The 25,775-nt window shown below is 51.4% G+C and carries 23 protein-coding genes; 17 read left to right on the forward strand and 6 right to left on the reverse strand.

Translation table 11 applies throughout. The features are described 5' to 3' along the window. The first annotated feature begins 1 nt into the window (after position 1). The 10 genes from V8F51_RS17305 (at position 2) to V8F51_RS17350 (ending at position 10,077) form a co-directional block, all read left to right on the forward strand. Positions 2-457 carry a hypothetical protein gene (locus V8F51_RS17305; protein WP_337101563.1) on the forward strand — a complete coding sequence of 152 codons (456 nt, stop codon included), beginning with the start codon at positions 2-4 and terminating at the stop codon, positions 455-457. Positions 458-538: 81 nt separating this feature from the next. Next, positions 539-2,356: a translation elongation factor 4 gene (gene lepA / locus V8F51_RS17310; protein ID WP_337101564.1), complete on the forward strand. Its 1,818-nt coding sequence runs from the start codon at positions 539-541 to the stop codon at positions 2,354-2,356. 199 nt (positions 2,357-2,555) lie between these two features. Beyond that, the gene (gene hemW / locus V8F51_RS17315) at positions 2,556-3,731 is read left to right on the forward strand and encodes a radical SAM family heme chaperone HemW (RefSeq protein ID WP_337101565.1); all 1,176 of its coding nucleotides are present in this window, start codon (positions 2,556-2,558) and stop codon (positions 3,729-3,731) included. Between the two features lie 98 nt (positions 3,732-3,829). Beyond that, complete coding sequence (locus V8F51_RS17320; RefSeq protein WP_337101566.1) at positions 3,830-4,297, forward strand: N-acetyltransferase; 468 nt, start codon at positions 3,830-3,832, stop codon at positions 4,295-4,297. 149 nt (positions 4,298-4,446) lie between these two features. Then, the gene (gene hrcA, locus V8F51_RS17325; protein WP_337101567.1) at positions 4,447-5,472 is read left to right on the forward strand and encodes a heat-inducible transcriptional repressor HrcA; all 1,026 of its coding nucleotides are present in this window, start codon (positions 4,447-4,449) and stop codon (positions 5,470-5,472) included. A gap of 22 nt (positions 5,473-5,494) precedes the next feature. Then, complete coding sequence (gene grpE, locus V8F51_RS17330; RefSeq protein WP_337101568.1) at positions 5,495-6,049, forward strand: nucleotide exchange factor GrpE; 555 nt, start codon at positions 5,495-5,497, stop codon at positions 6,047-6,049. Between the two features lie 173 nt (positions 6,050-6,222). Beyond that, on the forward strand, positions 6,223-8,064 hold the full coding sequence (gene dnaK / locus V8F51_RS17335; protein WP_337101570.1) for a molecular chaperone DnaK: 1,842 nt from the start codon (positions 6,223-6,225) through the stop codon (positions 8,062-8,064). A 128-nt stretch (positions 8,065-8,192) separates the two neighbouring features. Then, entirely contained in the window at positions 8,193-9,320 is a 1,128-nt protein-coding gene (dnaJ, locus tag V8F51_RS17340) for a molecular chaperone DnaJ (protein WP_337101571.1), read from the forward strand. 387 nt (positions 9,321-9,707) lie between these two features. Then, positions 9,708-9,869: a YfhD family protein gene (locus V8F51_RS17345; RefSeq protein WP_337101572.1), complete on the forward strand. Its 162-nt coding sequence runs from the start codon at positions 9,708-9,710 to the stop codon at positions 9,867-9,869. A 1-nt stretch (position 9,870) separates the two neighbouring features. Next, the gene (locus tag V8F51_RS17350; RefSeq protein WP_337101573.1) at positions 9,871-10,077 is read left to right on the forward strand and encodes a hypothetical protein; all 207 of its coding nucleotides are present in this window, start codon (positions 9,871-9,873) and stop codon (positions 10,075-10,077) included. Positions 10,078-10,154: 77 nt separating this feature from the next. On the opposite strand, the gene V8F51_RS17355 is transcribed toward V8F51_RS17350, so the two are convergent. From V8F51_RS17355 to V8F51_RS17375, 5 genes are all read right to left on the reverse strand, one after another. After that, positions 10,155-10,994 carry an ABC transporter ATP-binding protein gene (locus V8F51_RS17355; RefSeq protein ID WP_337101575.1) on the reverse strand — a complete coding sequence of 280 codons (840 nt, stop codon included), beginning with the start codon at positions 10,992-10,994 and terminating at the stop codon, positions 10,155-10,157. A gap of 14 nt (positions 10,995-11,008) precedes the next feature. Then, positions 11,009-12,124, reverse strand: coding sequence for a taurine ABC transporter substrate-binding protein (locus V8F51_RS17360; protein WP_337101577.1), 1,116 nt, complete (start codon positions 12,122-12,124; stop codon positions 11,009-11,011). Positions 12,125-12,154: 30 nt separating this feature from the next. After that, entirely contained in the window at positions 12,155-12,931 is a 777-nt protein-coding gene (locus V8F51_RS17365; RefSeq protein WP_337101578.1) for an ABC transporter permease subunit, read from the reverse strand. 16 nt (positions 12,932-12,947) lie between these two features. After that, on the reverse strand, positions 12,948-14,075 hold the full coding sequence (ssuD, locus tag V8F51_RS17370; protein WP_337101579.1) for an FMNH2-dependent alkanesulfonate monooxygenase: 1,128 nt from the start codon (positions 14,073-14,075) through the stop codon (positions 12,948-12,950). A gap of 309 nt (positions 14,076-14,384) precedes the next feature. After that, positions 14,385-14,978, reverse strand: coding sequence for a TetR/AcrR family transcriptional regulator (locus V8F51_RS17375; RefSeq protein WP_337101580.1), 594 nt, complete (start codon positions 14,976-14,978; stop codon positions 14,385-14,387). 173 nt (positions 14,979-15,151) lie between these two features. Between V8F51_RS17375 and prmA the strand changes: the two genes are divergently transcribed. The 5 genes from prmA to V8F51_RS17400 all read left to right on the forward strand — a co-directional run bounded on the left by prmA (position 15,152) and on the right by V8F51_RS17400 (position 19,703). Then, positions 15,152-16,147 carry a 50S ribosomal protein L11 methyltransferase gene (gene prmA, locus V8F51_RS17380; RefSeq protein ID WP_337101581.1) on the forward strand — a complete coding sequence of 332 codons (996 nt, stop codon included), beginning with the start codon at positions 15,152-15,154 and terminating at the stop codon, positions 16,145-16,147. A gap of 14 nt (positions 16,148-16,161) precedes the next feature. Continuing rightward, positions 16,162-16,857 carry a site-2 protease family protein gene (locus V8F51_RS17385; RefSeq protein WP_337101583.1) on the forward strand — a complete coding sequence of 232 codons (696 nt, stop codon included), beginning with the start codon at positions 16,162-16,164 and terminating at the stop codon, positions 16,855-16,857. Positions 16,858-16,892: 35 nt separating this feature from the next. Next, the gene (locus V8F51_RS17390; RefSeq protein ID WP_337101584.1) at positions 16,893-17,681 is read left to right on the forward strand and encodes a 16S rRNA (uracil(1498)-N(3))-methyltransferase; all 789 of its coding nucleotides are present in this window, start codon (positions 16,893-16,895) and stop codon (positions 17,679-17,681) included. A 5-nt stretch (positions 17,682-17,686) separates the two neighbouring features. Continuing rightward, a complete protein-coding gene (gene mtaB / locus V8F51_RS17395) occupies positions 17,687-19,078 on the forward strand; it encodes a tRNA (N(6)-L-threonylcarbamoyladenosine(37)-C(2))-methylthiotransferase MtaB (protein WP_337101585.1) in 1,392 nt (463 codons plus the stop codon). A gap of 193 nt (positions 19,079-19,271) precedes the next feature. After that, on the forward strand, positions 19,272-19,703 hold the full coding sequence (locus tag V8F51_RS17400) for an NUDIX hydrolase (protein ID WP_337101587.1): 432 nt from the start codon (positions 19,272-19,274) through the stop codon (positions 19,701-19,703). Between the two features lie 20 nt (positions 19,704-19,723). Here V8F51_RS17400 and V8F51_RS17405 read toward each other — a convergent pair whose 3' ends face one another. Then, entirely contained in the window at positions 19,724-20,701 is a 978-nt protein-coding gene (locus V8F51_RS17405; RefSeq protein ID WP_337101588.1) for a Na/Pi cotransporter family protein, read from the reverse strand. Positions 20,702-20,830: 129 nt separating this feature from the next. Between V8F51_RS17405 and V8F51_RS17410 the strand changes: the two genes are divergently transcribed. Then, positions 20,831-22,210 (forward strand): class I SAM-dependent rRNA methyltransferase, encoded by a 1,380-nt coding sequence (locus V8F51_RS17410; RefSeq protein ID WP_337101590.1) that lies wholly within the window; start codon positions 20,831-20,833, stop codon positions 22,208-22,210. A gap of 50 nt (positions 22,211-22,260) precedes the next feature. Further along, complete coding sequence (gene addB / locus V8F51_RS17415) at positions 22,261-25,770, forward strand: helicase-exonuclease AddAB subunit AddB (protein ID WP_337101592.1); 3,510 nt, start codon at positions 22,261-22,263, stop codon at positions 25,768-25,770. The last annotated feature ends 5 nt before the right edge of the window (positions 25,771-25,775 follow it).

Below are 25,775 nucleotides of genomic sequence, written 5' to 3' on the forward strand. Positions count from 1 at the left end.
GATGAAGAAGGGTGCGCTTAAGTGGACACTGCTGGGAGGCGCGATTGTGTTTATTGTCTTATACGGAATCGAGATGTCTTCATCCGGCATTGAGCGCATTAACGGTTCCTTCGAGAAAACGGAATCGGGCAGCGGCTACTATGACGAATACGAAAATGCCGGAACTCAGGAAAACACACAGCAACTGGATGAGAACTTGGTCTACGTGCGTAAGATTGAGCAGTTGGAGCGGGAGCTTGAGGAGACGAAACGTCTGCTCACCAAAGGCGGAGAAACAGATGCCGGAGCGGGTGAAAGGCCATCTGTCGTTGAGAACGAGCGGCTGCCTGGTATTCCGCTTCAAGAGAACGAGCCCGCCGTTGACAAGCTGGCGGAATCGGCTTCAGGAATGCTGCAGTCTGTATCGAGCGGAGGCATCCGTTTCGTTGTCTCGATCTTCGACGGATTGACGAAGTGAGAATGAACATTGCCCACATGCCCCTTAAGCTGATATACTAGAAAGAATGAGTAGAATTATTGGAAATTGTGGGGGTTAGGCATGACAGACGTTCGTGACCGACAAAAGAAAATTAGAAATTTTTCTATTATTGCGCATATAGACCATGGCAAATCAACTTTGGCCGACCGGATACTGGAGTATACCGGCGCACTTTCCTCCCGCGAGATGCAATCGCAGGTTCTTGATCAAATGGATCTGGAGCGGGAACGCGGCATTACCATTAAACTTCAAGCGGTTAGATTGTCGTACCGCGCCGACGACGGCGAAGAGTACATTCTAAACTTGATCGATACACCGGGACACGTCGACTTTACATACGAGGTATCTCGAAGCATGGCGGCCTGTGAAGGAGCACTGCTCGTTGTTGACGCGGCGCAGGGTATCGAGGCTCAGACGCTTGCTAACGTTTACTTGGCACTAGACAACAGTCTAGAGATCTTGCCTGTCATTAATAAGATCGATTTGCCTAGCGCCGAGCCTGAACGTGTGAAGCAGGAAATTGAGGATGTTATCGGCCTTGATGCAAGCGAGGCCGTTCTTGCATCGGCGAAAGCGGGCATCGGCATTAAGGAGATATTGGAGCAGGTCGTAGCCAAAGTCCCGGCACCGACCGGAGATCCGGATCAGCCTCTTAAGGCGCTTATATTCGACTCGCATTACGATCCCTACAAAGGCGTAATCGTATACGTGCGTGTCATGGACGGCAGTATCAAAGCCGGCAAAAAAATTCGCTTCATGGCAACGGGAGCGGAATTCGAAGTCATTGAGGTCGGCGCATTCAAGCCGCGGATGTCGATTGTCGACGAGCTGGCCGTAGGCGACGTAGGATTCGTTGTAGCAGGGATCAAGAACGTGAAGGATACGCGCGTCGGCGATACGGTAACGGAAGCGAAGCGCCCAGCGCCAGCCCCGCTGCCTGGTTACCGCCGCATTAATCCAATGGTGTTCTGCGGCTTGTATCCGATCGAGACGCAAGATTACAATGATCTGCGCGAAGCGCTTGAGAAGCTTGAGCTGAACGATGCATCGCTCAGATACGAACCGGAATCTTCGACGGCGCTTGGCTTCGGCTTCCGTTGCGGATTCTTGGGACTGCTGCATATGGAGATCATTCAGGAGCGTATTGAGCGCGAGTTCAATATACCGCTTATTACAACAGCGCCAAGCGTTATTTACAAAGTAACGTTGACGAACGGTGAAACTATGGATATCGACAACCCGTCGAATTATCCTGAAGCTGGCAAGCTTGATTATGTAGAAGAGCCATTCGTTAAGGCTGGCATCATCGTGCCGAACGACTATGTCGGACCAATCATGGAGCTATGTCAGAATAAGCGCGGCGAGTTCGTTAACATGGAATACCTCGATACGAACCGCGTTACGATCACGTACCATATTCCATTATCGGAGATCGTATACGATTTCTTCGATCAATTGAAATCGAATACGAAGGGTTACGCTTCGTTCGACTACGAGCTATCCGGCTATCGCCGCTCGAATCTCGTGAAGATGGACATCATGCTGAACAGCGAACAGGTCGACGCCTTGTCCGTTATCGTTCATCGCGATCGCGCATACAATCGCGGACGTCTCATTTGCGAGAAAATGAAAGAGCTTATCCCGCGTCAAATGTTCGAGGTGCCGATTCAGGCATCGATCGGAACGAAGGTCATTGCCCGCGAGACGGTAAAGGCTATGCGTAAGAACGTTCTTGCCAAGTGTTACGGCGGCGACATCAGCCGTAAGCGTAAGCTGCTTGAGAAGCAGAAGGAAGGCAAGAAGCGGATGAAGCAGGTCGGCAGCGTAGAGGTGCCGCAGGAAGCATTCATGGCTGTTCTTAAGATCGACGAGAATTAGGCTTAAGCGACTAAAGTAGCGAAGCGAGGGAGAGCGCGGCTCTCCTTCTTTTTATTGAGATATTATTTTTTTAAAATATAGGAAAGTATAAGTTTCACTCTTATCCTCATGCCTATATTTCACCGCGAAACGAAAGCTTGTGCCGCCAAGGACGGCGACAGCCGTTTACGCTTGGCGCACGACGGAAGGAGGACTAACGATGAGTGTTACCAATGTCATGCAATCGCCGAGGGCGTTATATATTCACATTCCCTTTTGTACGAACAAATGTCATTATTGCGACTTTACTTCTTACGTATTGAAGGGTCAGCCCGTCGATCAATATTTGATTGCGCTTGAGCAGGAGATGAAGCGGACGACCGAGCTGCTGCCGCCCGTGGAGATCGATACCGTCTTCGTAGGCGGGGGTACGCCGACCGTACTGACACCGCCGCAGATGAAAGTGTTTCTTGATGCGGTTAAGTCTCATTTTCCGCTGGCTCCGAACGTTGAATTCACGATGGAAGCGAATCCCGGAACAACGGATATCGAGAAGCTTCAGGCGATGCGAGACGGCGGAGTCAATCGAATCAGCTTTGGTGTTCAGTCGTTCGATAACGGCTTGCTGGAGCGAATCGGCCGTATTCATAGTGTAGACGATGTATACCGGAGCTTGGAGAATGCACGCAAGGTAGGCTTCACCAATATGTCGATCGACCTTATGTTTGGCTTGCCGGGTCAGACGATCGAGCATTTGACCAGCAGTGTAGAGAGTGCGCTTGCGCTCGATTTGAAGCATTATTCGATATACAGCTTGAAGGTCGAGGAGAATACGCTATTCCACAAGCTTTATGAGCGCAATGAGCTGCCTTTGCCAACTGAAGATGAAGAATTTAATATGTTCATTCGATTGATGGATTTGCTGAAGGCCGGCGGATACGAGCATTATGAGATCAGCAACTTTGCAAAACCGGGATACGAGAGCCGTCACAACTCTACGTATTGGCGCAATGAGCCATACTACGGCCTCGGTGCAGGTGCGCATGGCTACGCCAATCGTCAGCGTCATGTGAATTTGAAAGGGATTACGCCTTACATTGATGCGGCCTCCGGGAAGCTGCCGCGTTTGGACTCTTTCGAGGTGAGCGAGCAAGAAGCAATGGAGGATTTCATGATGGTAGGCTTGCGGCTGCTCTCAGGCGTACGTTCTTCGAATTTCTCCAAGCAGTTTGGGGGAGGCCTATCGTTGGAGCAGAAGTTTGGTCCAACGATAGACAAGCTTCTGAGAGACGGCTTGCTCGAGAAGCTGGAATTATCGGGTGATACCGTGTATAAGCTTACTGCACAAGGTGTTTTGCTCGGAAATGAAGTGTTCGGCGCTTTCCTCGAGGGCTAATGAACGGCACTATTTTTACTATTGTGTAAAAATACATTATGTTGTATATTTATTCATATTGTTTTTATCATCAGTGGTGAGCGGAGGCGAAGGCAGCGATGCAGGCATTAGAGGTTCTATGCAGAAAAGCGACGTCCGATGATATCGAGACGTTGTTTCAATTAATTAAAGGTTATGCCGAGAAAGGCATTATGCTGCCTCGTACACGAGAAGCTCTGCAACATATAATAGATACTTTCGTCGTTGCCGAGGTTGACGGAGTTGTCGTTGGCTGCGGCTCCTTAAGCAGGCTTGGCGACGACTTGGTGGAAATTCGCTCGCTCGGCATGACGGATGGCTACAGAGGGCTTGGCATCGGCAACAAACTTGTCGAGAGCTTGATCGAGCAGGCTAAGGCGCTGAACGTTACTAAAGTGATGGCGCTCACGTATGCGGACAACTTCTTCAAGCGCAACGGCTTCACGATCGTGGAGAAAGAGATTTTTCCGGAGAAGGTGTGGAAGGACTGCGTCAACTGCCCGAAGCAGCATGCATGCGATGAAATCGCCGTGCTCAGAACGGTCTAAAGCATCTTCCAGCGTAATAACGAACAAAAAATACCGAACCGACTTGACAATCGTTAAGCTGGTTTGGTATTTTTGTATTAATGATTAGCACTCGAATCGATTGAGTGCTAACGATGACGGTGATCAACAAATACGTAGGGGGAATTCGAATGCTGACGGATCGACAACGGATGATATTGCATGCAATCGTGGATGATTATATTCGCTCGGCTGAACCGGTTGGTTCACGCAGCATCTCGAAGCGAGGCGACGTAGCTTTCAGTCCGGCCACCATTCGCAACGAAATGGCCGATTTGGAGGAGCTTGGCTTTCTTGAACAACCGCATACGTCTGCCGGACGCGTGCCTTCTACAAAGGGATACCGTTATTATGTCGACCATTTGGTGAAGCTAGGCGAGGTTAATGAGCATGACCTAGGTATGGTTCGCTCATTCGTTACGGATAAGATGAGCCAGATGGAGGAAGTGATCCAGCATGCTGCCGGCATTCTGTCCAATCTGACGAACTATACGTCGATCTTGCTCGGACCGGAGCTGTTCTCTAATTCCTTGAAGCATTTCGGCTTAGTACCGCTTGACGATACGTCGGCTGTAGCCATCATTGTTACGAATACGGGCCATGTCGAGAATCGGACGATTTCGCTGCCGCAAGGTTTTAAGATGGACGACATGCAGAAGGTCGTCAACATTTTGAACGAGAAGCTGACAGGCGTCCCGTTGATCCGCTTAAAGTCGAAGCTCTATTCCGAGGTTGGCCAGGAGCTGGAGCGTCATGTCGATCATTTCGAGCAGGTGCTTCAAGTACTTGACCATGCGCTGCAAAGCGACGATGAGCATCGTATTTTCTTAAGCGGCACGACGAACATGCTGACACAGCCGGAGTTCAAGGATGTCGATAAAGTGAAAACGATATTGGATTTGCTTGATGAGACACCGGCAATAATGAAAATGTTTTCCGCTTTGCCATCAGGTATACAAGTACGTATTGGAACAGAAAATGACCACAAGGCGATAAGTGACTGCAGCTTGATTACGGCAACCTATGCCGTCGACGGTCAGTCGCTTGGAACGATCGGTATTTTAGGTCCTACCCGGATGGAATACGGCAAAGTAATCAGTTTGCTTGATCTAATATCCAAGGATATGGCGCTCTTAATGAGCCGCTGGTATAAGTAACGACTTTTAAGGAGGTGACAAGGTGACTAACGAACAACATAACGAAGCAGCAGAAGCAGTAGAAGAGCAAATATCCGAAGAGCAGCAGCAAGCTGCCGAGGAGACCTTCGCAGAGGACGTATCAACAGATTCCCGTTATGCTGGGCTCGAGAAGCAAGCTGAAGAAGCACAACAACGATACTTACGCGCGCAAGCGGACTTTGATAATTTCCGCCGCCGTACGACGAAGGAGAAGGAAGAGCTTGCGCAATACGCTTCCATGAAGCTGATTACGCAATTGCTTCCAGTGGTTGATAACTTCGATCGCGCTATGGCAGCAGCTTCCGCAAACGGCGATTTTGAATCGCTCGCCAAAGGCGTGGAGATGATCTTCCGACAATTAGAGCAGACACTTACGGGCGAAGGGCTGAAGGCGATGAATGTCGTCGGCGAGCCTTTTAATCCGGAATTCCATCAGGCCATTATGCAGGTTGAGTCCGATGAGCATGAAGAAGGCATTATTGTCGAGGAAGTGCAAAAGGGCTACATGCTGAAAGATAAAGTATTGCGTCCAGCGATGGTTAAAGTAAGCGGCTAATTATTTTTTAACTTACGAAGCAAGTTTTGCTCCACTTCGTTACACAAAACTTTAAGCGAAAGCTTACGAAGCAAGTTTTGCTCCACTTCGTTACACAAAACTTTAAGCGAAAGCTTACGAAGCAAGTTTTGCTCCACTTCGTTACACAAAACTTTTTAGGAGGAAATAAAACGATGAGTAAAGTAATCGGTATCGACCTTGGTACGACGAACTCTTGCGTAGCAGTTATGGAAGGCGGCGAAGCCGTCGTAATTCCGAATCCAGAAGGCAACCGCACTACGCCTTCCGTAGTAGGCTTCAAGAAAGACGGCGAACGTATTGTCGGTGAAACGGCAAAACGCCAAGCAATCACAAATCCGGATCGCACGATCAGCTCGATCAAACGCCATATCGGCACGAACCATAAAGAGCAAGTAGACGGCAAAGATTTTACGCCGCAAGAAATTTCCGCTATTATTTTGCAAAAGCTGAAGTCCGATGCAGAAGCTTACCTCGGTCAAACCGTAACGCAAGCCGTTATTACGGTTCCAGCATACTTCAATGACAGTCAGCGTCAAGCGACGAAGGATGCAGGCAAAATCGCAGGTCTTGAAGTGCTTCGTATCGTCAACGAGCCGACAGCGGCTGCGCTTGCATACGGCCTTGAGAAAACAGAAGATCAAACGATTCTTGTATACGACCTTGGCGGCGGTACATTCGACGTATCGATTCTTGAGCTGGGCGACGGCTTCTTCGAAGTTAAAGCGACTAGCGGCGACAACAAGCTCGGCGGCGACGACTTCGACCAAGTGGTCATCGATCACCTTGTTGCTGAATTCAAGAAAGAGCAAGGCATCGACCTGTCCAAAGACAAAGCTGCCGTTCAACGTCTAAAAGACGCGGCTGAGAAAGCGAAAAAAGAATTGTCCGGCGTCCTGACTTCTTCGATCTCGCTTCCGTTCATTACAATGGTTGACGGCGTTCCTCAGCATTTGGAGATGAGCCTGACCCGCGCGAAATTCGAAGAGCTGTCCGCAGCGCTCGTAGAGCGTACGCTTGGACCAACTCGTCAAGCGCTAAGCGATGCTGGCATGTCCCCGAGCGACATCGACAAAGTTGTACTTGTAGGCGGCTCGACGCGTATTCCTGCCGTTCAAGATGCGGTTAAGAAGCTAATCGGCAAAGACCCGCACAAAGGCGTTAACCCGGATGAGGTTGTAGCCCTCGGTGCTGCCGTTCAAGCAGGCGTATTGACAGGCGACGTGAAAGACGTTGTATTGCTCGACGTTACTCCGCTTTCGCTTGGTATCGAGACAGCTGGCGGCGTGTTCACGAAAATGATCGAACGCAACACGACGATCCCAACAAGCAAATCGCAAGTTTACTCGACCTATGCTGACAATCAGCCAGGCGTAGAAATACACGTATTGCAAGGCGAGCGCTCCATGGCGAACGGCAACAAGACGCTTGGTCGCTTCACGCTTAACGATATTCCTCTTGCTCCGCGCGGCGTACCGCAAATCGAAGTTACTTTCGATATTGACGCGAACGGTATCGTTAACGTATCCGCTCTGGACAAAGGAACAGGCAAGAGCCAAAAAATTACGATCACTTCGTCGAGCGGTTTGAGCGACGCCGAGATCGAGCAAATGATGAAGGACGCTGAGCTTAACGCCGAGGAAGACCGCAAGCGTCGTGAGCTTGTTGAAGCGAAGAACAGCGCTGACCAGCTCATCTACTCCGTCGACAAAACGATCAAAGACCTTGGCGACAAAGTTGATGCTTCCGAAATCGAGAAAGCAAATGCAGCGAAAGAAAAATTGACTGCTGCGCTTGCTACTGACGATATCGAACAAATCAATGCTGCGGCTGCCGAGTTGACTGAAATCGTTCAACAGCTTTCCGTGAAGCTCTATGAGCAAGCACAAGCTGCACAAGGCGCTGAAGGCGGCGAGCCTGAAGCAGGCGCTGGAGCTTCGAAAGGCAAAGATAACGTTGTCGATGCCGATTACGAAGTTGTAGACGACCAGAAGTAATAGGCGTTTAGCAGGAGCGTGAGGTCAAGGGCGGGCGTAGCCTGTCTTTGACCTCCTTTCGTGCGAATGCTATTAATGATGGGCCTTTTTGCAGATGAAATCATAGCATATAGCGGAGGTGAGAACAGATGGCAGATAAACGCGATTATTATGAAGTGTTGGGCGTTGGCAAAGATGCCTCCGCAGACGATATTAAGAAATCATACCGTCAGCTTGCCCGCAAGTTTCATCCCGACGTCAATAAGGAAGCGGACGCGGAGTCGAAATTCAAGGAAGTTAAGGAAGCTTATGACGTCCTAAGCGACGATGGCAAACGTTCTACTTACGACCGTTATGGTCATGTTGATCCGAATCAAGGCATGGGGGGCGGAGGCGGCGACTTCGGCGGCGGCTTCGGAGACATTTTCGATATGTTCTTCGGCGGCGGCGGAGGCGGCAGGCGCGATCCGAACGCACCGCAGCGCGGCAATGACTTGCAGTATACAATGACCGTCGAGTTCAAGGAAGCGGTATTCGGCAAGGAAACGGAAATTACGATTCCTCGCACAGAGACTTGCGACACTTGTCATGGTTCTGGCGCGAAGGTTGGCACGAAGCCTGAAACGTGTACGATCTGTAAAGGCAGCGGACAGCAAGAGGTTGTTCAGAATACGCCGTTCGGGCGTATGGTCAACCGTCGTGCTTGCACGAATTGCAGCGGCACGGGACGCGTTATCAAAGACAAATGCGGCACTTGCCACGGCGCTGGCAAAGTGAAGCGTCAACGCAAAATCAACGTTCGTATCCCGGCGGGCGTGGACGAAGGCGCGCAAATCAGACTTTCTGGCGAAGGCGAAGGCGGCTTGCGCGGAGGTCCGGCAGGCGATTTGTACATCGTTATTCGTGTCAAAGCGCATGAGTTCTTCGAACGCGACGGCGACGACATCTATTGCGAAGTTCCGCTTACGTTCGCTCAAGCAGCGCTTGGCGACGAGATCGAGATCCCGACGCTTACAGAGAAGATTAAGCTGAAGGTGCCTGCGGGAACGCAGACAGGGACGTACTTCCGCTTAAAAGGAAAAGGCGTACCAAAGCTTCGCGGCTACGGCCAAGGCGATCAGCATGTGAAGGTAACGGTCGTTACTCCAACGAGTCTGACCGAAGAGCAGAAGGATTTGCTTCGCCAATTGGGCGGCCCGGGCTCCGAGTCAGCCGGCGATCAAGAACATCATGAATCGATATTCGAGCGCATGAAGAAGGCGTTCCGCGGTGAATAACCCGGAACGTCTTTTTTTTGTAGGATGTGAATCATTAGTACGGACCCAGCTGGCTCTTGGAAGACTTTATCTGTATATTTCTTGTTGTTACGGACACAGTGGACGCTATTGGGAGTATGAGAGGCCGTGGAATGAGCTTATTAGAAATAATTCAAGCCATAAGGTTTCTGTAGTCCTTAACGCTGATCAAATACCATTTATGTCTTAGTTAAGGTCTATAGTGTCCTCAACGGGGATATTACTGGATGACCGCTAATTTACAGCTAATGTGATGGATCTGCCTATATTACTCCTTTAGACGAATAGAAAAAAGATTAAAGGAGCACTCTAATCAGGTAATGCAGTTATACGCATACGCGAAGAAGTAAACTAAAGGAGACGATACAGATGACAGAGAATCAAAAGAATGAGTTGGAGAAAGTGAATTTTGCTCAATTGCCGATTGGGAAAAACGAGGACGTGGAGTTTTCCGAAGAACTGGCGGACGAGGCGGATCGCCAAGCTGCCCAGCGCGCAGTTGAAGCGGATCAACGCGCTCAGGAGCAATAATATGAACCAGGTCGAGATCAAAGCGACCTTCAGCGGCGAGAGCGCCGCGCAGGAGGCGCTGCACAAGCTGCAAGCGCTTCGGGTAGTCGATGTCGGCGGACTGTATGAGCAGGGCTTGCTGACCGCTACCGTTGATGCGGCCATTGCAGACAAAGCGCTGCGTCTTATCGAACAGATCGGCGGTCAAGCAGACACGTCGATCATGTAACAGATAGACAAGAAAAGGGAGCTATCTCTTAAGGTTATTCCTTGAGATAGCTCCTTTTCTGTTTATTGGGATGATGCTTATTGTTGGGTAGAAGCTGGATCATGCTGCTGCGTTCGCAGCGACCTGACAAGACTTTCGCGAAGTTCAGCGAAGCGAGGATGCTTGCGTCCGCTTGCGAACGGTTCTATGCGGCTGTTAAGGGGATTGGCGATATCCGAATGGATGCGGCCCGGTGAGCCCTGCATCGTAATGATGCGAGTGCCAAGCAGCAGTGCTTCATCCACGTCATGGGTGATGAACAAAATGGTTTTGCCCGTCTGCAGCCATAGCTTGCGCAGCAATTGCTGGAGCGCTTCTCTCGTGAGCGCATCGAGCGAAGCGAAAGGTTCATCCAGCAGCAGAATGCGCGGCTGGGGGGCTAGCGCTCTTGCAATGGCGACTCGCTGCTTCATGCCGCCTGACAGTTGATAGGGAAGCAACGAGGCATAGTTCGAAAGCCCAACCTGTTCGAGGACATCCTCTGCTACTTGCTTGCGCTTCGCTTTTGGCAGACCGGACATCTTTAGTCCGAATTCCGTATTTCGCTGTACCGTCAACCAGGGAAACAGGTTAGCGTGTTGGAACACGACGCCGACCTCGGGATGCGGCTTACCGTGAGGCCGCTCAAACACGCTTACCGTACCAGCGGAAGGCTGCTCATAGCCGGCGATAACCTTAAGCAGCGAAGTTTTGCCGCAGCCTGAAGGACCGAGCACGCATACGAATTCTCCCTCTTCAATCGTAAGATCGATACGGCGCAGAACCTCTGATTGAGCTGTTTTGCTCGGATAGATCAGGCTGATATCCTCCAGCTTAACGGCTTCCGCAGCCGCAATGTCTTCTGCTGGCTGTATGAATGGGTGAGCAGCTTCAGTCATCGCTTTTCCTCTCCTTATCGCTTAATTCCTTCGTTCCAAATTCCTTTCTGATACACGTCTGCTTCCGGGGCTGTCGGAATGGTCTGCTGCTCAACGAGAAATTGACCAGTCTGTTGCAGCACTTGAGCAAATCCGCTAATGCTATTGTCTGTACCTAAATACTTGGCATCCTGCTGTTCTGCCGATGTTAGCCAGACAAGTTCATGCAGCTGCGGCAGCGTGTCGGCTTCGGATTGGCTGAGCAGCGGCGCTACCGCCTTGGCTGCTTCTTCAGGCTTCGAACGGTATAACAAGACAGACTCATCGAGCAGCGAGACGTAATCTTTCACGAACTGCGGATATTGCTCCGCGAAGCTGCGGCTCACGATACCGACATCGGCCGTAATGATGCCTTGCTCCGATAACTGCTTGGCAGAGATAAGTATTTTGCCGTCCTCAGCAATGAGCTTGGCGAGTGAAGGCTGCCAGACAAACGCTCCATCGATATCTTTACGCTGCCATGCCGCAACGATATCGGGAGGCTGAAGGTCGAGAATCGAAACGGTCGACGGATCGACGCCTTCTTTCTTTAATGCAGACAGTAAGCTGAAATGAGTGGTCGAACCAAACGGGACGGCAATTTTCTTGCCGCTTAAATCTTTGACGCTGTTAATATTGGAGCTGTTGCGCACTGCAAGCGCTTCGTTATCACCGATAATATCGTGCAGGAAGTACACTTGATACGGCAGATCGCTGGCAAGACCAATAGCTACGGGAACAGAACCGGCAAGACCGAGATCAATGCCGCCTGCCGCGAATGCGGTATTCACGTCCCGACCGGAATCGAATTGAACCCAGGTTACTTTGACATTGGGAAACTTTTTCTCAGCTAAGCCCAGCGCTTTGGTGAGCAGCTCCGCATTCGGAATGACTTGGAATCCTATGCGGACCTCCTTAGGCAGCTGCTCAGCTTGCGCAGGCTCTTCAGTGGTTTCATTTGGTTTAACGGTTTCTACAGCCTTTGTCTCCGGCTTATTGGTCGGACTCTCTGTATTCTTGCCGTTGTTCGAGCTGCATCCCGATAAGATGCCGACAAGCGCAATTAACATGATAAATGCAATAGATATTGTTTTGGTTTTTACTGTTTTCATTAAACTCCACTCCTTATGAATATGGTTTATTTACTCTTTGCCGCTCCAAGGAACAAGCTTCCTCTCGAGCAGACGGATCGCTGAATCGATCACTATGGCGATTAATCCCATTAGAATAATGCCTGCAAAAATAATATCGCTCCTAAGAAACTTGCTCGCGTCCAGCACCATCCAGCCGATGCCGGACATCGCGGCTACCATCTCGGCTGCAACAAGGGTCGTGTAGCTGACGCCGATCGCTGTCCTTATGCCTGTAAAAATCTCAGGCAGCGAGGAAGGCAACAGCACATGCAGATACAGCTTGCTCCGGGTCGCGCCGAGCGTCTTGGCGACGCGAATGCGGTCAATCGACACCTTTCTGACACCGGCAACGACAGCGATGTAGAGCGGAGCGAAGGCTGCGAGGTACAGCAGGGCGATCTTGGATGAATCGCCGATTCCGAGCCACAGAACAAGCATGGTGTAGTAGGCGAGCGGTGGCAGCGGTCTGTAGAACTCAATGAAAGGATCGAGAAGAGCTCTGATTGTCGCCGAAGCTCCGCTAATAAGACCAAGCGGAATCGCGGTTATAATCGCGAGCGCGAAGGCGCTCCCTAAGCGGAATAGACTGTCGGCGACGTGCAGTCCAAGGGAATGGCCTTTATATCCTGATTGCCAGATTTGAGCGAATGCCAGCCATACTTTTTGCGGTGATGGGATGAATAACGGGTTGACCCAATTGAGTGCCGTTACAGCTGTCCACGCGATAATTACGAAAGCTACTGACAGTGCGGAATACAATAAGTGACGATAATTAGCATTTGTCATGGCAGTCTCCTAACGTTTAGCGGCTGTGCTTTGGATCGTAGTGGTAAGCGATCATCTCGCCGCCGCGTGCCGCCGCCGTTTGGTTATCAGCTTGCTGTGAACGCAGTTTCGGAAAGAGAAGCTCGGCAACCCGATAGGCTTCCTCTAAGTGCGGATAGCCGGACATAATGAAAGTCTCGATACCGAGTGCGGCGTATTCCTTCATTCGCGCAGCAACCAAGTCGGGATCACCGACTAGAGCTGTACCGGCTCCGCCTCTTACTAGTCCGATACCGGCCCACAAGTTGGGCGATATTTCGAGATTGCTTTGGCTGCCGCTATGAAGCTCGGTCATTCTGCGCTGGCCATGGGAGTCCATGCGCGCATAGATTTGCTGGGCTTTGGCAATCGTACCTTCATCCAGGCGGCTGATGAGGCGGTTTGCTTCCGCCCAAGCCTCGGCTTCAGTCTCCCTGACGATGACGTGCAGCCGAATGCCGAACTTGATTTCCTTCCCCGCCCGAGCGGCTATGTCTCTCATTCGATCGATCTTTTCCTTCACCTGATCAGGGGGCTCTCCCCAAGTTAAGTAGTAATCCGCATGACGGGAAGCGACATCCATTGCAGCGGGCGATGAGCCCCCGAAGTAGACAGGCGGGTAAGGACGCTGGAGAGAAGGGAGCATATTGATAGCATTTTTCACTCTAAGATGGTTTCCGTCGAAGGTGACAGACTCGTTGCTAAGCACTCTGCGCCACACATCCATGAACTCGTCGGTAAGCTCATAACGTTCGTCATGGTCTAGAAACAATCCGTCTGCTTCAAGCTCATCGGGATCACCTCCGGCAACGACATTAACGAGCAGACGTCCCTCGGAATTGCGGTCGAAGCTGGAGGCCATGCGAGCAGCTAACGTAGGAGACATGAGTCCCGGACGGACAGCGACGAGAAATTTGAGATTTTTCGTTACGGGAATTAACGAAGCGGCGGTCACCCATGGATCTTCGCAAGAACGCCCGGTAGGGAGCAGTACCCCATCATAACCAAGATCGTCGGCTGCAGCGGCAATCTGGCGGTAGTAGGCAGGCGTTGTTGACCTTGCTCCGAAATCTGAACCAATATATCGGCCGTCACCGTATGTCGGTATAAACCAAAATAGCTTCATATCGCTCATCCTCTTCCTTTTAGTTGACTAATTAATCTCATCGGATAAGTTGGTATAATGAAAATAAAAAAAGCATAAAGACTCTTCTTTGCGAAGTTGTCCTTATGCGTCTCCAGCGGTCTGGTAGACTTGCGATGAATAATTATTCACTATGTACATATGATAGCAGCATTTTCCAAAATGAGTCAATCTTTTTTTCAAATATAAGAAAGTATAAAATTTGCTGCTTATACTGAGCTTATATTTCTCCGGAATGAAACGCGCTTCGCCACCAAGGTACGGCATCAGCCGTTTCACCTTGAAAAGTTGTTATTTGAGCAGCAATGCAATCATTTTATCCGGGGTAAGCGTGGCGATTTCTTGAATACCGGGAATACTGTGCAAAATAAGGCCTTCCATCATCGACACATAGATAAGCGCAAGCTCGAAGCTGTCTCCGTCCTTGAAAGTGCCAGCCGTTTGACCTTCTGCGATAATCGCAGCCATTGGCCGCAAGTTGTCAATGAAACGTTCGCTGACCGCCAGCGTTACTTCATGAGGCACGGCTTCCGATGTGCGAGCGTATTGAAGGATAGCGGTAATCGCCCAGCCGTTGCGGTAGACGAGCCAGTTCTCGGTATACCAATACAGCTTATCGTAAGGTGATGCGTTTAATTGCAACGCCTCCTCGACGAAAACCCGATATTCGCGCTGTCCGTTTTCAACCAAAGCTTTAAAGATTTCATCCTTTGAGAGGAAATATTTATATACATTTCCAACGCTAATTCCAGCTTGTGAGGCAATGTCCGCGATCTTCGTTGCAGGCAAGCCGCGCCGCGCAATAACGTGCATCGCTGCTTCAAGAATCTGGCTTTGCCTCTCGTCGCGAAGCCTTTGATCTTTCTCGATATTTCTAGGTGACATGGTGCTGCAGCCCTCCTGAACGTTATCAAAAAAGCAATCAGCAAGATTGCTTCCAGCATTTAGTAAGCATTGTAGCATAATTATCGCTAAAGTTCGCTATAACACTTTTGTGCAAAAGCCGCTCGTGGTGTACAATAGATGTTAGGTTTTTATTGTATTGGAGGACGTTATCTATGAAATGGCATGAACTAACGATCGCGACAACAGAAGAAGCGACGGAAATGATCTCGAATTTTTTGCATGAAATGGGCGCTGGCGGCGTATCCATTGAAGAATCAGGCACTTTGAACAAGCCGCGCGACACATCGCTTGGACAATGGTATGAGCTGCCGCTTAACGATATTCCCGAAGGTTTAGCCGTTATTAAAGGGTATTTTGCTGAAGGAACGAATGTTGAAGAACTGATTGCAGCGATTAAGCCGCGCGTTGAGCAGCTTAGAGAATTTGATATAGATCCGGGTAATGTGGAGTATACGTCTGCGGATGTGGACGATGATGACTGGGCAACGGCATGGAAGCAATACTTTAAGCCGCTGCGCATATCGGATAAGCTCACGATCAAGCCGACTTGGGAAGATTATGAGGCTGGTCCAGACGAGCGGATCATTGAGCTTGACCCTGGAATGGCTTTCGGAACGGGAACTCACCCGACTACTGCTTTATGCTTGCAAACACTCGAGTCTGTCGTTCGCGGCGGGGAAGAGATGATCGATGTCGGCACAGGTTCTGGCATTCTTGCAATTGGCGCATGCCGACTTGGCGTGAAGAGCGTACTGGCGCTGGATCTTGATCCGATAGCCGTATCAAGCGCCACGGAAAATGTGCGGTTGAACGATCTGTCTGAGCAGGTGGAAGTTCGTCTTAGCGACTTGCTGGGCGTTCTGCGCGAAGATCAAGCGGATTCGGCAGGCGTCGAGCACGGTCTGCGCGTTACCGTTCCTGTCGATTTGGTTGTCGCGAACATTCTCGCGGAGATTATACTTCTGTTCATTGACGATGTGTATAAAGCGCTTAAGCCAGGCGGTACATATATTGCGTCGGGCATTTGGAAAAACAAGGAGACCGACGTTGAGGACGGCTTGATCCGTTCCGGCTTTGAGATCGTCGAGAAAAGACGCGATGAAGATTGGATTGCTTTCGTTGCGAGAAAACCGCAAAGGAGTGAATAAGCCTGGAAAACTTTTTGTGGTATCCGCTGGAGGACCTGCCGTTCATCGCGCTCGTCCTCATCATCGCGTTCACTGTGCATGAATTCGCTCATGCCTATAGCGCCTATAAGTTCGGCGACGACACAGCCTACCTAGCGGGCAGGGTTACGCTTAACCCGCGCGTTCACTTGGATGTGTTAGGAACGATCCTGCTGCTGATCGCAGGTTTCGGCTGGGCGAAGCCTGTACCTGTAAGGGCAAGCCGATTCAAGCATCCGAGATTGATGGGCATTGTGGTATCGGCCGTAGGGCCGCTGAGCAACTTGCTTGTCGGCGCGCTTGGTGTTGTCCTCCTATATGTATTGAACGAGACCGGACTTCTGCATGCTGGATCAATTGGCGTTTATAGTGCGCTAGTTCATTTCTTTTATTATCTGATCACCATTAACTTGTTGTTATTCGTCTTTAATTTAATTCCGCTGCCGCCGCTGGACGGATACCGCATATTAGCTGATCTATTGCCGCTTCGCATCCGTTTCAAGATGGAGCAGAACGTGCAGTGGGGCATGTTTATTTTTCTGCTGATCGTGTTTATTCCGCCGCTTAGAGCGGTAACGCTTGATCCGATTTTGAATTTGTCCTCGGAGATATTTTTTATGCTTATTAATTGGTGCGAGAGTATATTTACACCGCTTGACTGGCAACGGTTTATCATGGATTTTACGAAGTGAAACATGCTATGATGAAGGATGGTTAGGGACTAACGATGCAGCGATACTTTGTAGCAGCAGATCAATTTACCGAGACGCAGGTGCGTTTGACGGGCGAGGATGCCCATCATGCGGCGCGCGTTATGCGCATGAAGCCGGGCGATAAGTTCATCGTAAGCGATGGCGCGGCCCGTACGGCGATAGCGGAAGTGACGGATGCGTCGGCTACGCTCGTCGAAGCCGACATTGTAGAGCAGTTGTCCATGGACAGCGAACCTCTCTGGTCGGTCACGATTGCTCAAAGCTTGCCGAAGGGCGATAAGATGGAGCTCGTCATTCAGAAGGGGACGGAGATCGGCGCATACGCATTCGCGCCATTCCAATCCGAGCGTATGATCGTGCAATATGACGGCAAGAAGGAAGCGAAGCGGCTCGAACGCTGGAGCAAGATCGCCAAGGAAGCGGCGGAGCAATCCCATCGCAACCGTGTGCCGGTCATTGAACAAGTTCAGAGCTGGCGTGAGCTGATGCAAGGGATCAAGAACTATGATCTTGTTCTGTTCTGCTATGAGCGAGAAGGGGATGCAGCGCATGGCAAAGGCATCCGAACCGCGGTTCAAGAGTGGATATTGCGCAGCGAACGATCCGGGAAACAAGCTTCGCCTGCCAACATCATGATTATTGTCGGTCCTGAGGGCGGCTTTACCGAGCGCGAGGCTGCTGAGGCGGAAACGACAGGAGCAGTGCTTGTCGGGCTCGGCAAACGAATACTTAGAACGGAAACAGCGGGAATCGTCGGATTAACCTGCTTACTATATGAATCCGGAGAAATGGGAGGAGCGTGACCACTATGCCAACGGTCGCATTTTACACCTTAGGCTGCAAAGTTAACTTCTACGATACGGAAGCGATTTGGCAGTTATTCAAAAACGAAGGCTACGAGCAGGTCGATTTCGAATCGACGGCTGACGTCTATCTTATTAACACATGTACGGTTACGAACACGGGCGATAAAAAAAGCCGCCAAATCATTCGCCGTGCGGTACGACGCAACCCGGATGCCGTTATCGCGGTAACGGGCTGCTACGCGCAGACATCGCCTGCTGAGATTATGGCGATTGAAGGCGTCGATCTAGTAATCGGCACACAGGACCGCGACAAAATCATGTCGTTCGTCGATCAGATTCAAGACGACCGCAAGCCTGTCAACGCCGTACGCAACATTATGAAAACGCGTGACTTCGAAGAGCTTGACGTGCCGGACTTCTCGGACCGCACGCGCGCGTTCTTGAAGATTCAAGAAGGCTGCAATAACTTCTGTACGTTCTGTATCATTCCATGGTCGCGAGGCTTGTCGCGCAGCCGCGATTCGCATAGCGTTATCGAGCAAGCGAAGCAACTAGTTGCTTCCGGCTACAAGGAAATCGTCCTAACGGGCATTCACACCGGCGGCTATGGCGACGATATGGAGAACTATAATCTTACGAGCTTACTGTGGGATTTGGACAAGGTAGAAGGCCTGGAGCGGATTCGGATCAGCTCGATTGAAGCCAGCCAGATCGACGATGCCATGATCGACGTCCTTAATCGTTCGAGCAAAATGTGCCGCCATCTTCATATTCCGCTGCAAGCGGGCGAGGATTCGGTGCTTAAGCGGATGCGCCGCAAATATACGACGGAGCAATTCGCAGCGAAAATTAAGCGTCTGCATGAAGCGATGCCGGGTGTTGCGATTACGACGGACGTTATTGTCGGATTCCCTGGAGAGACCGAGGAAATGTTCGAGAGCGGCTACCGTTTCATGGAGGAGCTTGGCTTTGCGGAAATGCACGTATTCCCTTATTCCAAGCGGACGGGAACACCTGCCGCGCGTATGGAAGATCAAGTGGATGAAGAAGTTAAGAATGAGCGCGTGCATAAGCTGATTGATCTGTCCGAGCGTATGCAGCTTCAATATGCGAAAACGTTCGTGGGCGAAGTGCTGGACGTGATTCCTGAACGGGATTACAAAGGCGCGCCTGGTACCGGGCTCATCATGGGCTACACGGACAATTACATTCAAGTCGTGTTCGAAGGCTCGGAATCGCTTGTCGGCAAGCTTTGCCGCGTTAAGGTTACGGAAGCGGGCGTTAACGAATGCCGCGCAACACTCGTAAGAGTGCTTGACGACGAACGGGCGATTATGCGCGAGTCTGACGTTCATAGCTTCGTGCTGGAGCGTCCTGAAGCCATTCGTGCTTAGTTTCGGATAACGGCTTTATATGGGATTCCTTTTCTTTTCATTGCTACTGGAAAAGAGGAAGGAATCCTTTGCTGCAATTATAACCAACTATGGCTTGTCTGCAATCGATCTTGATGATGAGCAATTGCTGGCAGCAGGCAAGTGATTCATGCTGGATATACTAATCATTAAACGTAGCAAGGGGGAAGCGGAGATGAAGGAAATATCTGCTGGAGGCGTCGTCTATCGTCGAACTGCGGAAGGAAAGCTTCAAATTCAGCTTATTCAGGATCGATACGGCAAAGTATCGCTGCCCAAAGGCAAGATGGAGACGGGCGAGACGGTTGAGCAGACGGCGCTTCGCGAGATTGTTGAGGAGACGGGAATGGAAGGCGTCATTATTGCTCCGATCGATCAAATCAAATATCAGTACGAGCATGAGAAGCTTGGAGTGGTGGACAAAGAAGTTCATTACTATTTGGTCGAGGCTGTTGGAGGCTCGCTGCAGGCGCAGGTCGAAGAAATTCGCGGCGTCGATTGGTTCGAGCCGAAGGAAGCGTGGAGACGCCAGAAGCAATCCGGCTACGACAACAATCATCGGATTGTCGCTGGCGCATTCCAACTTCTTGGGTTGTCGACTGAATAACGGTTTCTTTCCGGGGGTGCTTACTTCTGCGGATCGAGTCCGCGCAAGGCGGGCAAGTAGCAGAAAGGAAGCGCCAGCAGGGAGCTTAGAATGTTGAACACGGTTTGGGCGCGCGCGATCTGTCCCGCAGGTGATTCAGACAGCCACTCTGACAGGTTAGAGAGCTCTGGAAGGAAAGGCAAGAACAGCAATGCGCCCCCGGCATTCAGCAGGACATGGGACAGCGCTACATACTGACCTGCCTTCGAGCCGCCAATCGACGCAAGCATGGCGGTGAAGCAGGTGCCGATATTGGCGCCGAGCACAACGGCGATTCCGATCTCCAGCGGCATTGCGCCAATCGCAGTGAAGCCCATTACTAAGCCAATCACGGCCGCGCTGCTGTGAACGGCAGCAGTCAAAAGCGCACCCGCTGCAATTCCCCACCACAGGCTGTCGTCCGCTTTTCCAATAAACCAATTGAACATATCGCTTTGCTGCACGGCAGGTCCAATGGATTGCATCATCGCCATGCCAGTCAAGAGTAGTCCGAAGCCGCATAGAACAACTGACGCAGAACGGATCGGATTGAGTTTTGGAGCCAAATGTCGAAGCCATGGGAGCAGCTTGACCTCACCGGTCAGAGCAGTTAGCAGCCAAACGCCGATGGATACGATCATAATCGGAATAGCGAGTTTGTTCAAATTTAATCCGATAAGTTCCGTTGTCAGACAGGTGCCGATGTTCGTTCCTAATATGATGCCAAGCGTTCTTGGAAAGGTGAGCAGGCCTGCGTTGACGAGACCGATCGAAATGACGGTTACAGCCGTGCTGCTTTGGAGAAAAGCGGTCGTTGCCGTGCCAATGGCGAGTCCGTGGACGGGCGTCGCGGTCGAACGTCGCAGCATCATTGTCAAATAAGGTCCCGCAAGTTGATGAAGGGCAAGCTCCATAAGCTTCATCCCGCACATAAATATGGAGAAGCCAAGCAACATGGGGATAAGGATGGATTGAAGCATTGCGAATCTCCTTTTACGAATATAGGAATGACGTCAATGGTGTCAACAAGCCGTTAACGGCTGCAACTATACATATGCTGGAAGCAAGACAAGCATGACAAGCTATGAGCAGAGAGGGCGTTAAGAATAATGGGTAATGCAAAACTTTTTCTATTGAAATCGCGAAAAAAGAGGCTGGAGCAAGGTCATCCGTGGATATACGCAAGTGAAATCGATCGCTTGGAGGGTGAGGCGAAAGCAGGGGATCTGGTCGATGTCGTGAACCATCAAGGGCGGTATTTGGCGACGGGCTATTGGAATCCCAAATCGCAGATTACCGTTAGGATTGTATCTTATTCGCCGATGGAGGATATGGACGGCTCATACTTCCGCAGCCGATTCGAGCAATGCAAGGAGCATCGCGCCCGGTTCGTGAACGATTCCGATTGCAGACTCGTATATGGCGAAGCTGATTATCTGCCGGGACTCGTTGTCGATCGGTTTGGAGGCGTACTCGTCATTCAAGTGCTTACGCTTGGCATGGACGCACGCAGAGAAGCCATTGTAGAACAATTGGTTGCCGTATTCCAGCCCAAAGGCATTTATGAGCGCAGCGATGTCGGAGTACGCGTGCTAGAGGGGCTTGAGGAGCGGACAGGCGTCTTGTACGGTGATTGCCCAGCTATCGTGGAAATTGTAGAAAACGGACTCAAAGTCGAGGTGGATATTGTCGAGGGTCAGAAGACGGGGTATTTCTTCGATCAACGGGAGAATCGCGCTTCCATTGCACCCCTTATGAAAGGCTGGGGTGCCCGCAGCGGCATTCATTTGCAGTCTGATCCGTCCTTGAAGGACGAGGATTCTGATGGTGGACAAGACAGTCTTGTTCCGGTTAATGCGAACGGGAAAGTTGTGACATTTCCCTATTGGGACGGCGCCACGGTACTGGAATGTTTTGCCCACACGGGCAGCTTCACGCTTCATGCATGCAAGTACGGAGCGAAGAAGGTCACTTGCTTGGATATTTCGGAGCATGCGATCGATACTGCGCGCCGTAATGCAGAGCGCAACGGTTTCACCGATCGGGTCGAGTTCGTCGTTGCGGATGCGTTCGATTATTTGCGCTCGCAGGTGAAGGGGCTGGATGAACGCAAGCAACGCGGCAGCGGAGGCGTTGACACGTCGAAGCCGCTAGCGAGCGCAGGACGATCATGGGATGTCGTCATACTTGATCCGCCGGCCTTCGCGAAGACGAAGAGCGCGGTGCCTGGGGCAATTCGCGGTTATAAGGATATTAACCTGCAAGGGATGAAGCTCGTTAACGAAGGCGGCTATCTTGTAGCGGCTAGCTGCTCTTATCATATGAAGCCGGAGTTGTTCTTGGAGACGATTCAAGATGCCGCTGCCGATGCTGGCAAGCTGCTGCGATTAATCGAGTGGCGCGCTGCCGGCAAGGATCATCCGCAGCTACTCGGCGTAAGCGAAGGACATTACTTGAAGTTCGCCGTATTCGAGGTTAGAAGCAAGTAAGTTAGAAAGTACGAAAGTAAACAAGGTGTGGGAGAAGGGGAGAATGGGTTATGTCGCTGCGCTATGTCATCGGTCGATCGGGAGCAGGCAAGACGACCTGCTGCCTTAATGAAATTCGCGACAGGCTTAAGGAGAAGCCTGACGGCGGACCGCTTATTATGCTTGTGCCGGAACAGGCTACATTCCAAACCGAATACGCACTCCTCCAGGATAGCGACTTGAACGGTACGATCAGGGCGCAAGCGCTGAGCTTTCGCCGACTTGCGTTCCGCGTAATGCAGGAGACAGGCGGGACGTCTCTTGTGCCGATTAATGATACGGGCAAGCATATGCTGCTCTACAAGATCGTTCATAAGTTTGGCTCGCAGCTTAAGCTGTTTCAGAGCGGCGCCGAGCAGCCAGGCTTTATTGATCGGCTTGCCGAGCTGCTGACGGAGTGGAAACGTTACGGCGTCGACTCCGAGCAATTAAAGCGCAATATGAGTGAGCCTTCAAGCGAGCACTCTGAACTGCTCAAGCGCAAGCTGCATGATCTCCAGCTGGTGTATGGGCAGATGGAGCAAGAGCTTGTCGGCAAATATATCGACGCAGAGGATTATTTGTATTATTTGCGTCAAGGGTTCGCCGAAGCGCCGTCGATGCGCGGCGCAGAGATATGGATTGACGGCTTCTACGGCTTCACGCCAACGGAATATGAAGCGCTGGGAGCGTTGCTCGCATCCGGTGCAACCATAACGATATCGCTAACTTTGGATCGTCCCTATGCTCACGGAGAGCAGCCTCATGAACTCGAACTGTTCCATCCGACGGCAGAAACTTATAACAAGCTGATGGAACTCGCGGTTGCTAACGATGTAGATGTGCTGCCTCCTGTGCTGCTCGGAGATACGAAGCTGGGCCGATTCAGCGGCAGCCCGATGCTGGCTCATATCGAGAAGCATTACGGCGATCGCGTACCGATGTTACTGCCTGATAAGACGATACTGCAAGCCGAGCATGAGCATAGCGGCTTGTCTTTGCATGCGGCCGTTAACAGGCGGGCAGAGGTAGAAGCAGTAGCAAGAGACATGGTTAGAAGAGCAAGAACAGAGCAGCTGAGATGGCGCGATATGGCTGTTATGGTTCGTAATGCGGAAGATTATTCGGATTATATTGGACTTATATTTGCCGATTACGGGATTCCCTTCTTCGTCGATCAGAAGCAGAAGGCGCTTCATCATCCGCTCGTTGAGTTCATTCGCTCTGCCTTGGAAACGGTGCTGTTCGGCTGGCGTTACGATGCCGTATTTCGGTGCATTAAGACGGAAATGCTGTTCCCTATTGAAGACAGCCTTCCGAGAGAATGGTTCGACTTATTGGAAAATTATGCGCTCGCAGCCGGCATTGACGGGTGGAAGTGGCTTGACCGGAAGCGTTGGCAGCCTCTAGTACAGCAGTCGCTGGATGATGATTCCGATATGGAGACCAAGATTAGCGACAAGCAGCAGCGCGAATTCGATATTGTTTTCGCAGCTAGGGAAGCGGTAGTGCCTCCGCTGCGCCGTTTCGGCGAGGCGTTAGCCAAAGCGGATAACGTGCAAGCGATGTGCGAGGCGCTGTACCGATTGCTTGACCATATCGATGCCGCTGATAAATTGGAACGTTGGAGCAGGCAAGATACGGAAGCCGGAAGCGTCCAGCGGGCTAGAAGCCACCGTCAGCTTTGGGACGGCGTCATGCTGCTGCTCGATCAGCTTGTCGAGCTTGCCGGAGGGCAGCAGGTTACGCCGGAGCTGTTCGCTGGCATGGTGGAAGCGGGATTGGACAGCTTGAAGCTGGCTTCTGTTCCGCCTGCGCTCGATCAGGTGCTGATAGGCAGCATGGATCGGACACGATCCGGACACGTAGGGGTTTGTTACGTGTTAGGCGCTAACGATGGCGTTGTGCCGATGCGTGTGAAGGAAGACGGTATTTTGACCGAGGCGGAGCGTGAACAGCTTACCGAGGATGGCACCCCGATGGCGCCTGGCGTCAGACGCCGCTTATTGGACGAGCGCTTCATGATTTATAACGCTTTAACGACGCCAAGCCGGCACCTGTGGCTTAGCTGGGCGCAGGCGGACGAGGAGGGCAAGAGCTTGCTCCCTTCGGAGATCGTGCGGCATATGAGGCAGCTGTTTCCCGGCATACCTATTGAAGCTTCAGCGGCGCAGCCGTCAGCTGCTTTGTCCGACGAGGAGCAGCGTCGATTCATTGCTCACCCGCAGCGGGCCTTATCTTATTTGATTGCTGCGCTTCGCGATTACCGGCAGGAAGGCCGCATTGCTCCGTTTTGGTGGGACATCTACAACTGGTTCGCCGTTCGGCCGGAATGGCAGCATAAGCTTGAAGGGCTTGTCTCGTCGCTCGGCTATATTAATCAGGAGTTCTATATTCGTCAGGAAACCGCAAGAGAGTTGTATGGTGAACGGCTAAAGGTAAGCGTTTCGCGAATGGAACGTTTCGTTGCTTGTCCGTTCCAGCACTTCGCCATTCACGGCTTGAAGCTGCGCGAGAGACGGATGTACAGACTCGCGGCACCGGATGTGGGGCAGCTGTTCCATGCCGCGCTTAGCCGTATGGCTAGCGGACTCGGCGGCAAATGGGGAGCGATGCCGCCTGCGGAAATTAAGGCAGCGGCAGATCAGACTGTCGATGAGCTGATTCCGAAGCTACAATCGCAGATTTTGCTTAGCAGCGGACGCTTCCAGTATATAGCGCGGAAGCTGAAGGAAATCGTAGGACAAGCGGCTGCCATGCTGGGTGAGCATGCAAGAAGAGCGCAGTTCCAGCCTGTAGGCACGGAAATTGATTTTGGACCAGACGGCACTCTGCCTTCGCTTATCATTCCGCTGCCTGCCGGCGGCGAGATCGAGATCATTGGAAGGATTGACCGTGTCGATGCTGTTCAGACCGATGACGGCTTGCTGCTGCGCGTTCTTGACTACAAATCCAGCGCAACACACTTGAAGCTGGAGGAAGTCATTCACGGCTTGTCGCTGCAAATGCTGACGTATCTTGACGTGCTCGTTACCCATTCCTCGGTATGGCTTGGACAGGAAGCTTCTCCGGCGGGCGTACTTTATTTTCATGTGCATAATCCGGTGCTTACACTGCCTAACGGACTTGGTAAAGCTGAAGCAAGCGGGCAACTGCTCAAGCGGTTCAAAATGCGAGGTCTTGTCACCGCGCATGCGGAGACGGTCAGACTGATGGATGACGAGCTGGAAACCGGTTACTCGGAGCTTCTTCCTGTAGCGCTCAAGCGTGACGGCAGCTTCTACAGCAGCTCGTCGGTCGTAACGAACGATCAATGGGACAAGCTGCGCCGATCCGTCCGCGGTGAGATTGCCCGTATCGGAGAGTCGATTCAGGGAGGCAAAGTATCGATCGAGCCCTATCGGATGGGGGCGAAGTCCCCTTGCCAATATTGCGATTATAAAGCGGTATGCCAATTTGATACGCTGTTCGAAGGCAATGAATACAGAAAGCTGAACAAGCCAGGCAAGGATGAAATTTGGCAGCAGCTCGAGAAGGAGTGACGGCA

The organism is Paenibacillus sp. YIM B09110 (assembly GCF_037167145.1).
Taxonomy (GTDB): Bacteria; Bacillota; Bacilli; order Paenibacillales; family Paenibacillaceae; genus Pristimantibacillus.

What these genes read in the sequence shown, in the direction of transcription:
- V8F51_RS17305 (WP_337101563.1), top strand. Translation starts at nt 2, where the DNA reads ATGAAGAAGGGTGCGCTTAAGTGGACACTGCTGGGAGGCGCGATTGTG.
- lepA (WP_337101564.1), top strand. Translation starts at nt 539, where the DNA reads ATGACAGACGTTCGTGACCGACAAAAGAAAATTAGAAATTTTTCTATT.
- hemW (WP_337101565.1), top strand. Translation starts at nt 2,556, where the DNA reads ATGAGTGTTACCAATGTCATGCAATCGCCGAGGGCGTTATATATTCAC.
- V8F51_RS17320 (WP_337101566.1), top strand. Translation starts at nt 3,830, where the DNA reads ATGCAGGCATTAGAGGTTCTATGCAGAAAAGCGACGTCCGATGATATC.
- hrcA (WP_337101567.1), top strand. Translation starts at nt 4,447, where the DNA reads ATGCTGACGGATCGACAACGGATGATATTGCATGCAATCGTGGATGAT.
- dnaK (WP_337101570.1), top strand. Translation starts at nt 6,223, where the DNA reads ATGAGTAAAGTAATCGGTATCGACCTTGGTACGACGAACTCTTGCGTA.
- dnaJ (WP_337101571.1), top strand. Translation starts at nt 8,193, where the DNA reads ATGGCAGATAAACGCGATTATTATGAAGTGTTGGGCGTTGGCAAAGAT.
- V8F51_RS17345 (WP_337101572.1), top strand. Translation starts at nt 9,708, where the DNA reads ATGACAGAGAATCAAAAGAATGAGTTGGAGAAAGTGAATTTTGCTCAA.
- V8F51_RS17350 (WP_337101573.1), top strand. Translation starts at nt 9,871, where the DNA reads ATGAACCAGGTCGAGATCAAAGCGACCTTCAGCGGCGAGAGCGCCGCG.
- V8F51_RS17355 (WP_337101575.1), bottom strand. Translation starts at nt 10,994, where the DNA reads ATGACTGAAGCTGCTCACCCATTCATACAGCCAGCAGAAGACATTGCG.
- V8F51_RS17360 (WP_337101577.1), bottom strand. Translation starts at nt 12,124, where the DNA reads ATGAAAACAGTAAAAACCAAAACAATATCTATTGCATTTATCATGTTA.
- V8F51_RS17365 (WP_337101578.1), bottom strand. Translation starts at nt 12,931, where the DNA reads ATGACAAATGCTAATTATCGTCACTTATTGTATTCCGCACTGTCAGTA.
- ssuD (WP_337101579.1), bottom strand. Translation starts at nt 14,075, where the DNA reads ATGAAGCTATTTTGGTTTATACCGACATACGGTGACGGCCGATATATT.
- V8F51_RS17375 (WP_337101580.1), bottom strand. Translation starts at nt 14,978, where the DNA reads ATGTCACCTAGAAATATCGAGAAAGATCAAAGGCTTCGCGACGAGAGG.
- prmA (WP_337101581.1), top strand. Translation starts at nt 15,152, where the DNA reads ATGAAATGGCATGAACTAACGATCGCGACAACAGAAGAAGCGACGGAA.
- V8F51_RS17390 (WP_337101584.1), top strand. Translation starts at nt 16,893, where the DNA reads ATGCAGCGATACTTTGTAGCAGCAGATCAATTTACCGAGACGCAGGTG.
- mtaB (WP_337101585.1), top strand. Translation starts at nt 17,687, where the DNA reads ATGCCAACGGTCGCATTTTACACCTTAGGCTGCAAAGTTAACTTCTAC.
- V8F51_RS17400 (WP_337101587.1), top strand. Translation starts at nt 19,272, where the DNA reads ATGAAGGAAATATCTGCTGGAGGCGTCGTCTATCGTCGAACTGCGGAA.
- V8F51_RS17405 (WP_337101588.1), bottom strand. Translation starts at nt 20,701, where the DNA reads ATGCTTCAATCCATCCTTATCCCCATGTTGCTTGGCTTCTCCATATTT.
- V8F51_RS17410 (WP_337101590.1), top strand. Translation starts at nt 20,831, where the DNA reads ATGGGTAATGCAAAACTTTTTCTATTGAAATCGCGAAAAAAGAGGCTG.
- addB (WP_337101592.1), top strand. Translation starts at nt 22,261, where the DNA reads ATGTCGCTGCGCTATGTCATCGGTCGATCGGGAGCAGGCAAGACGACC.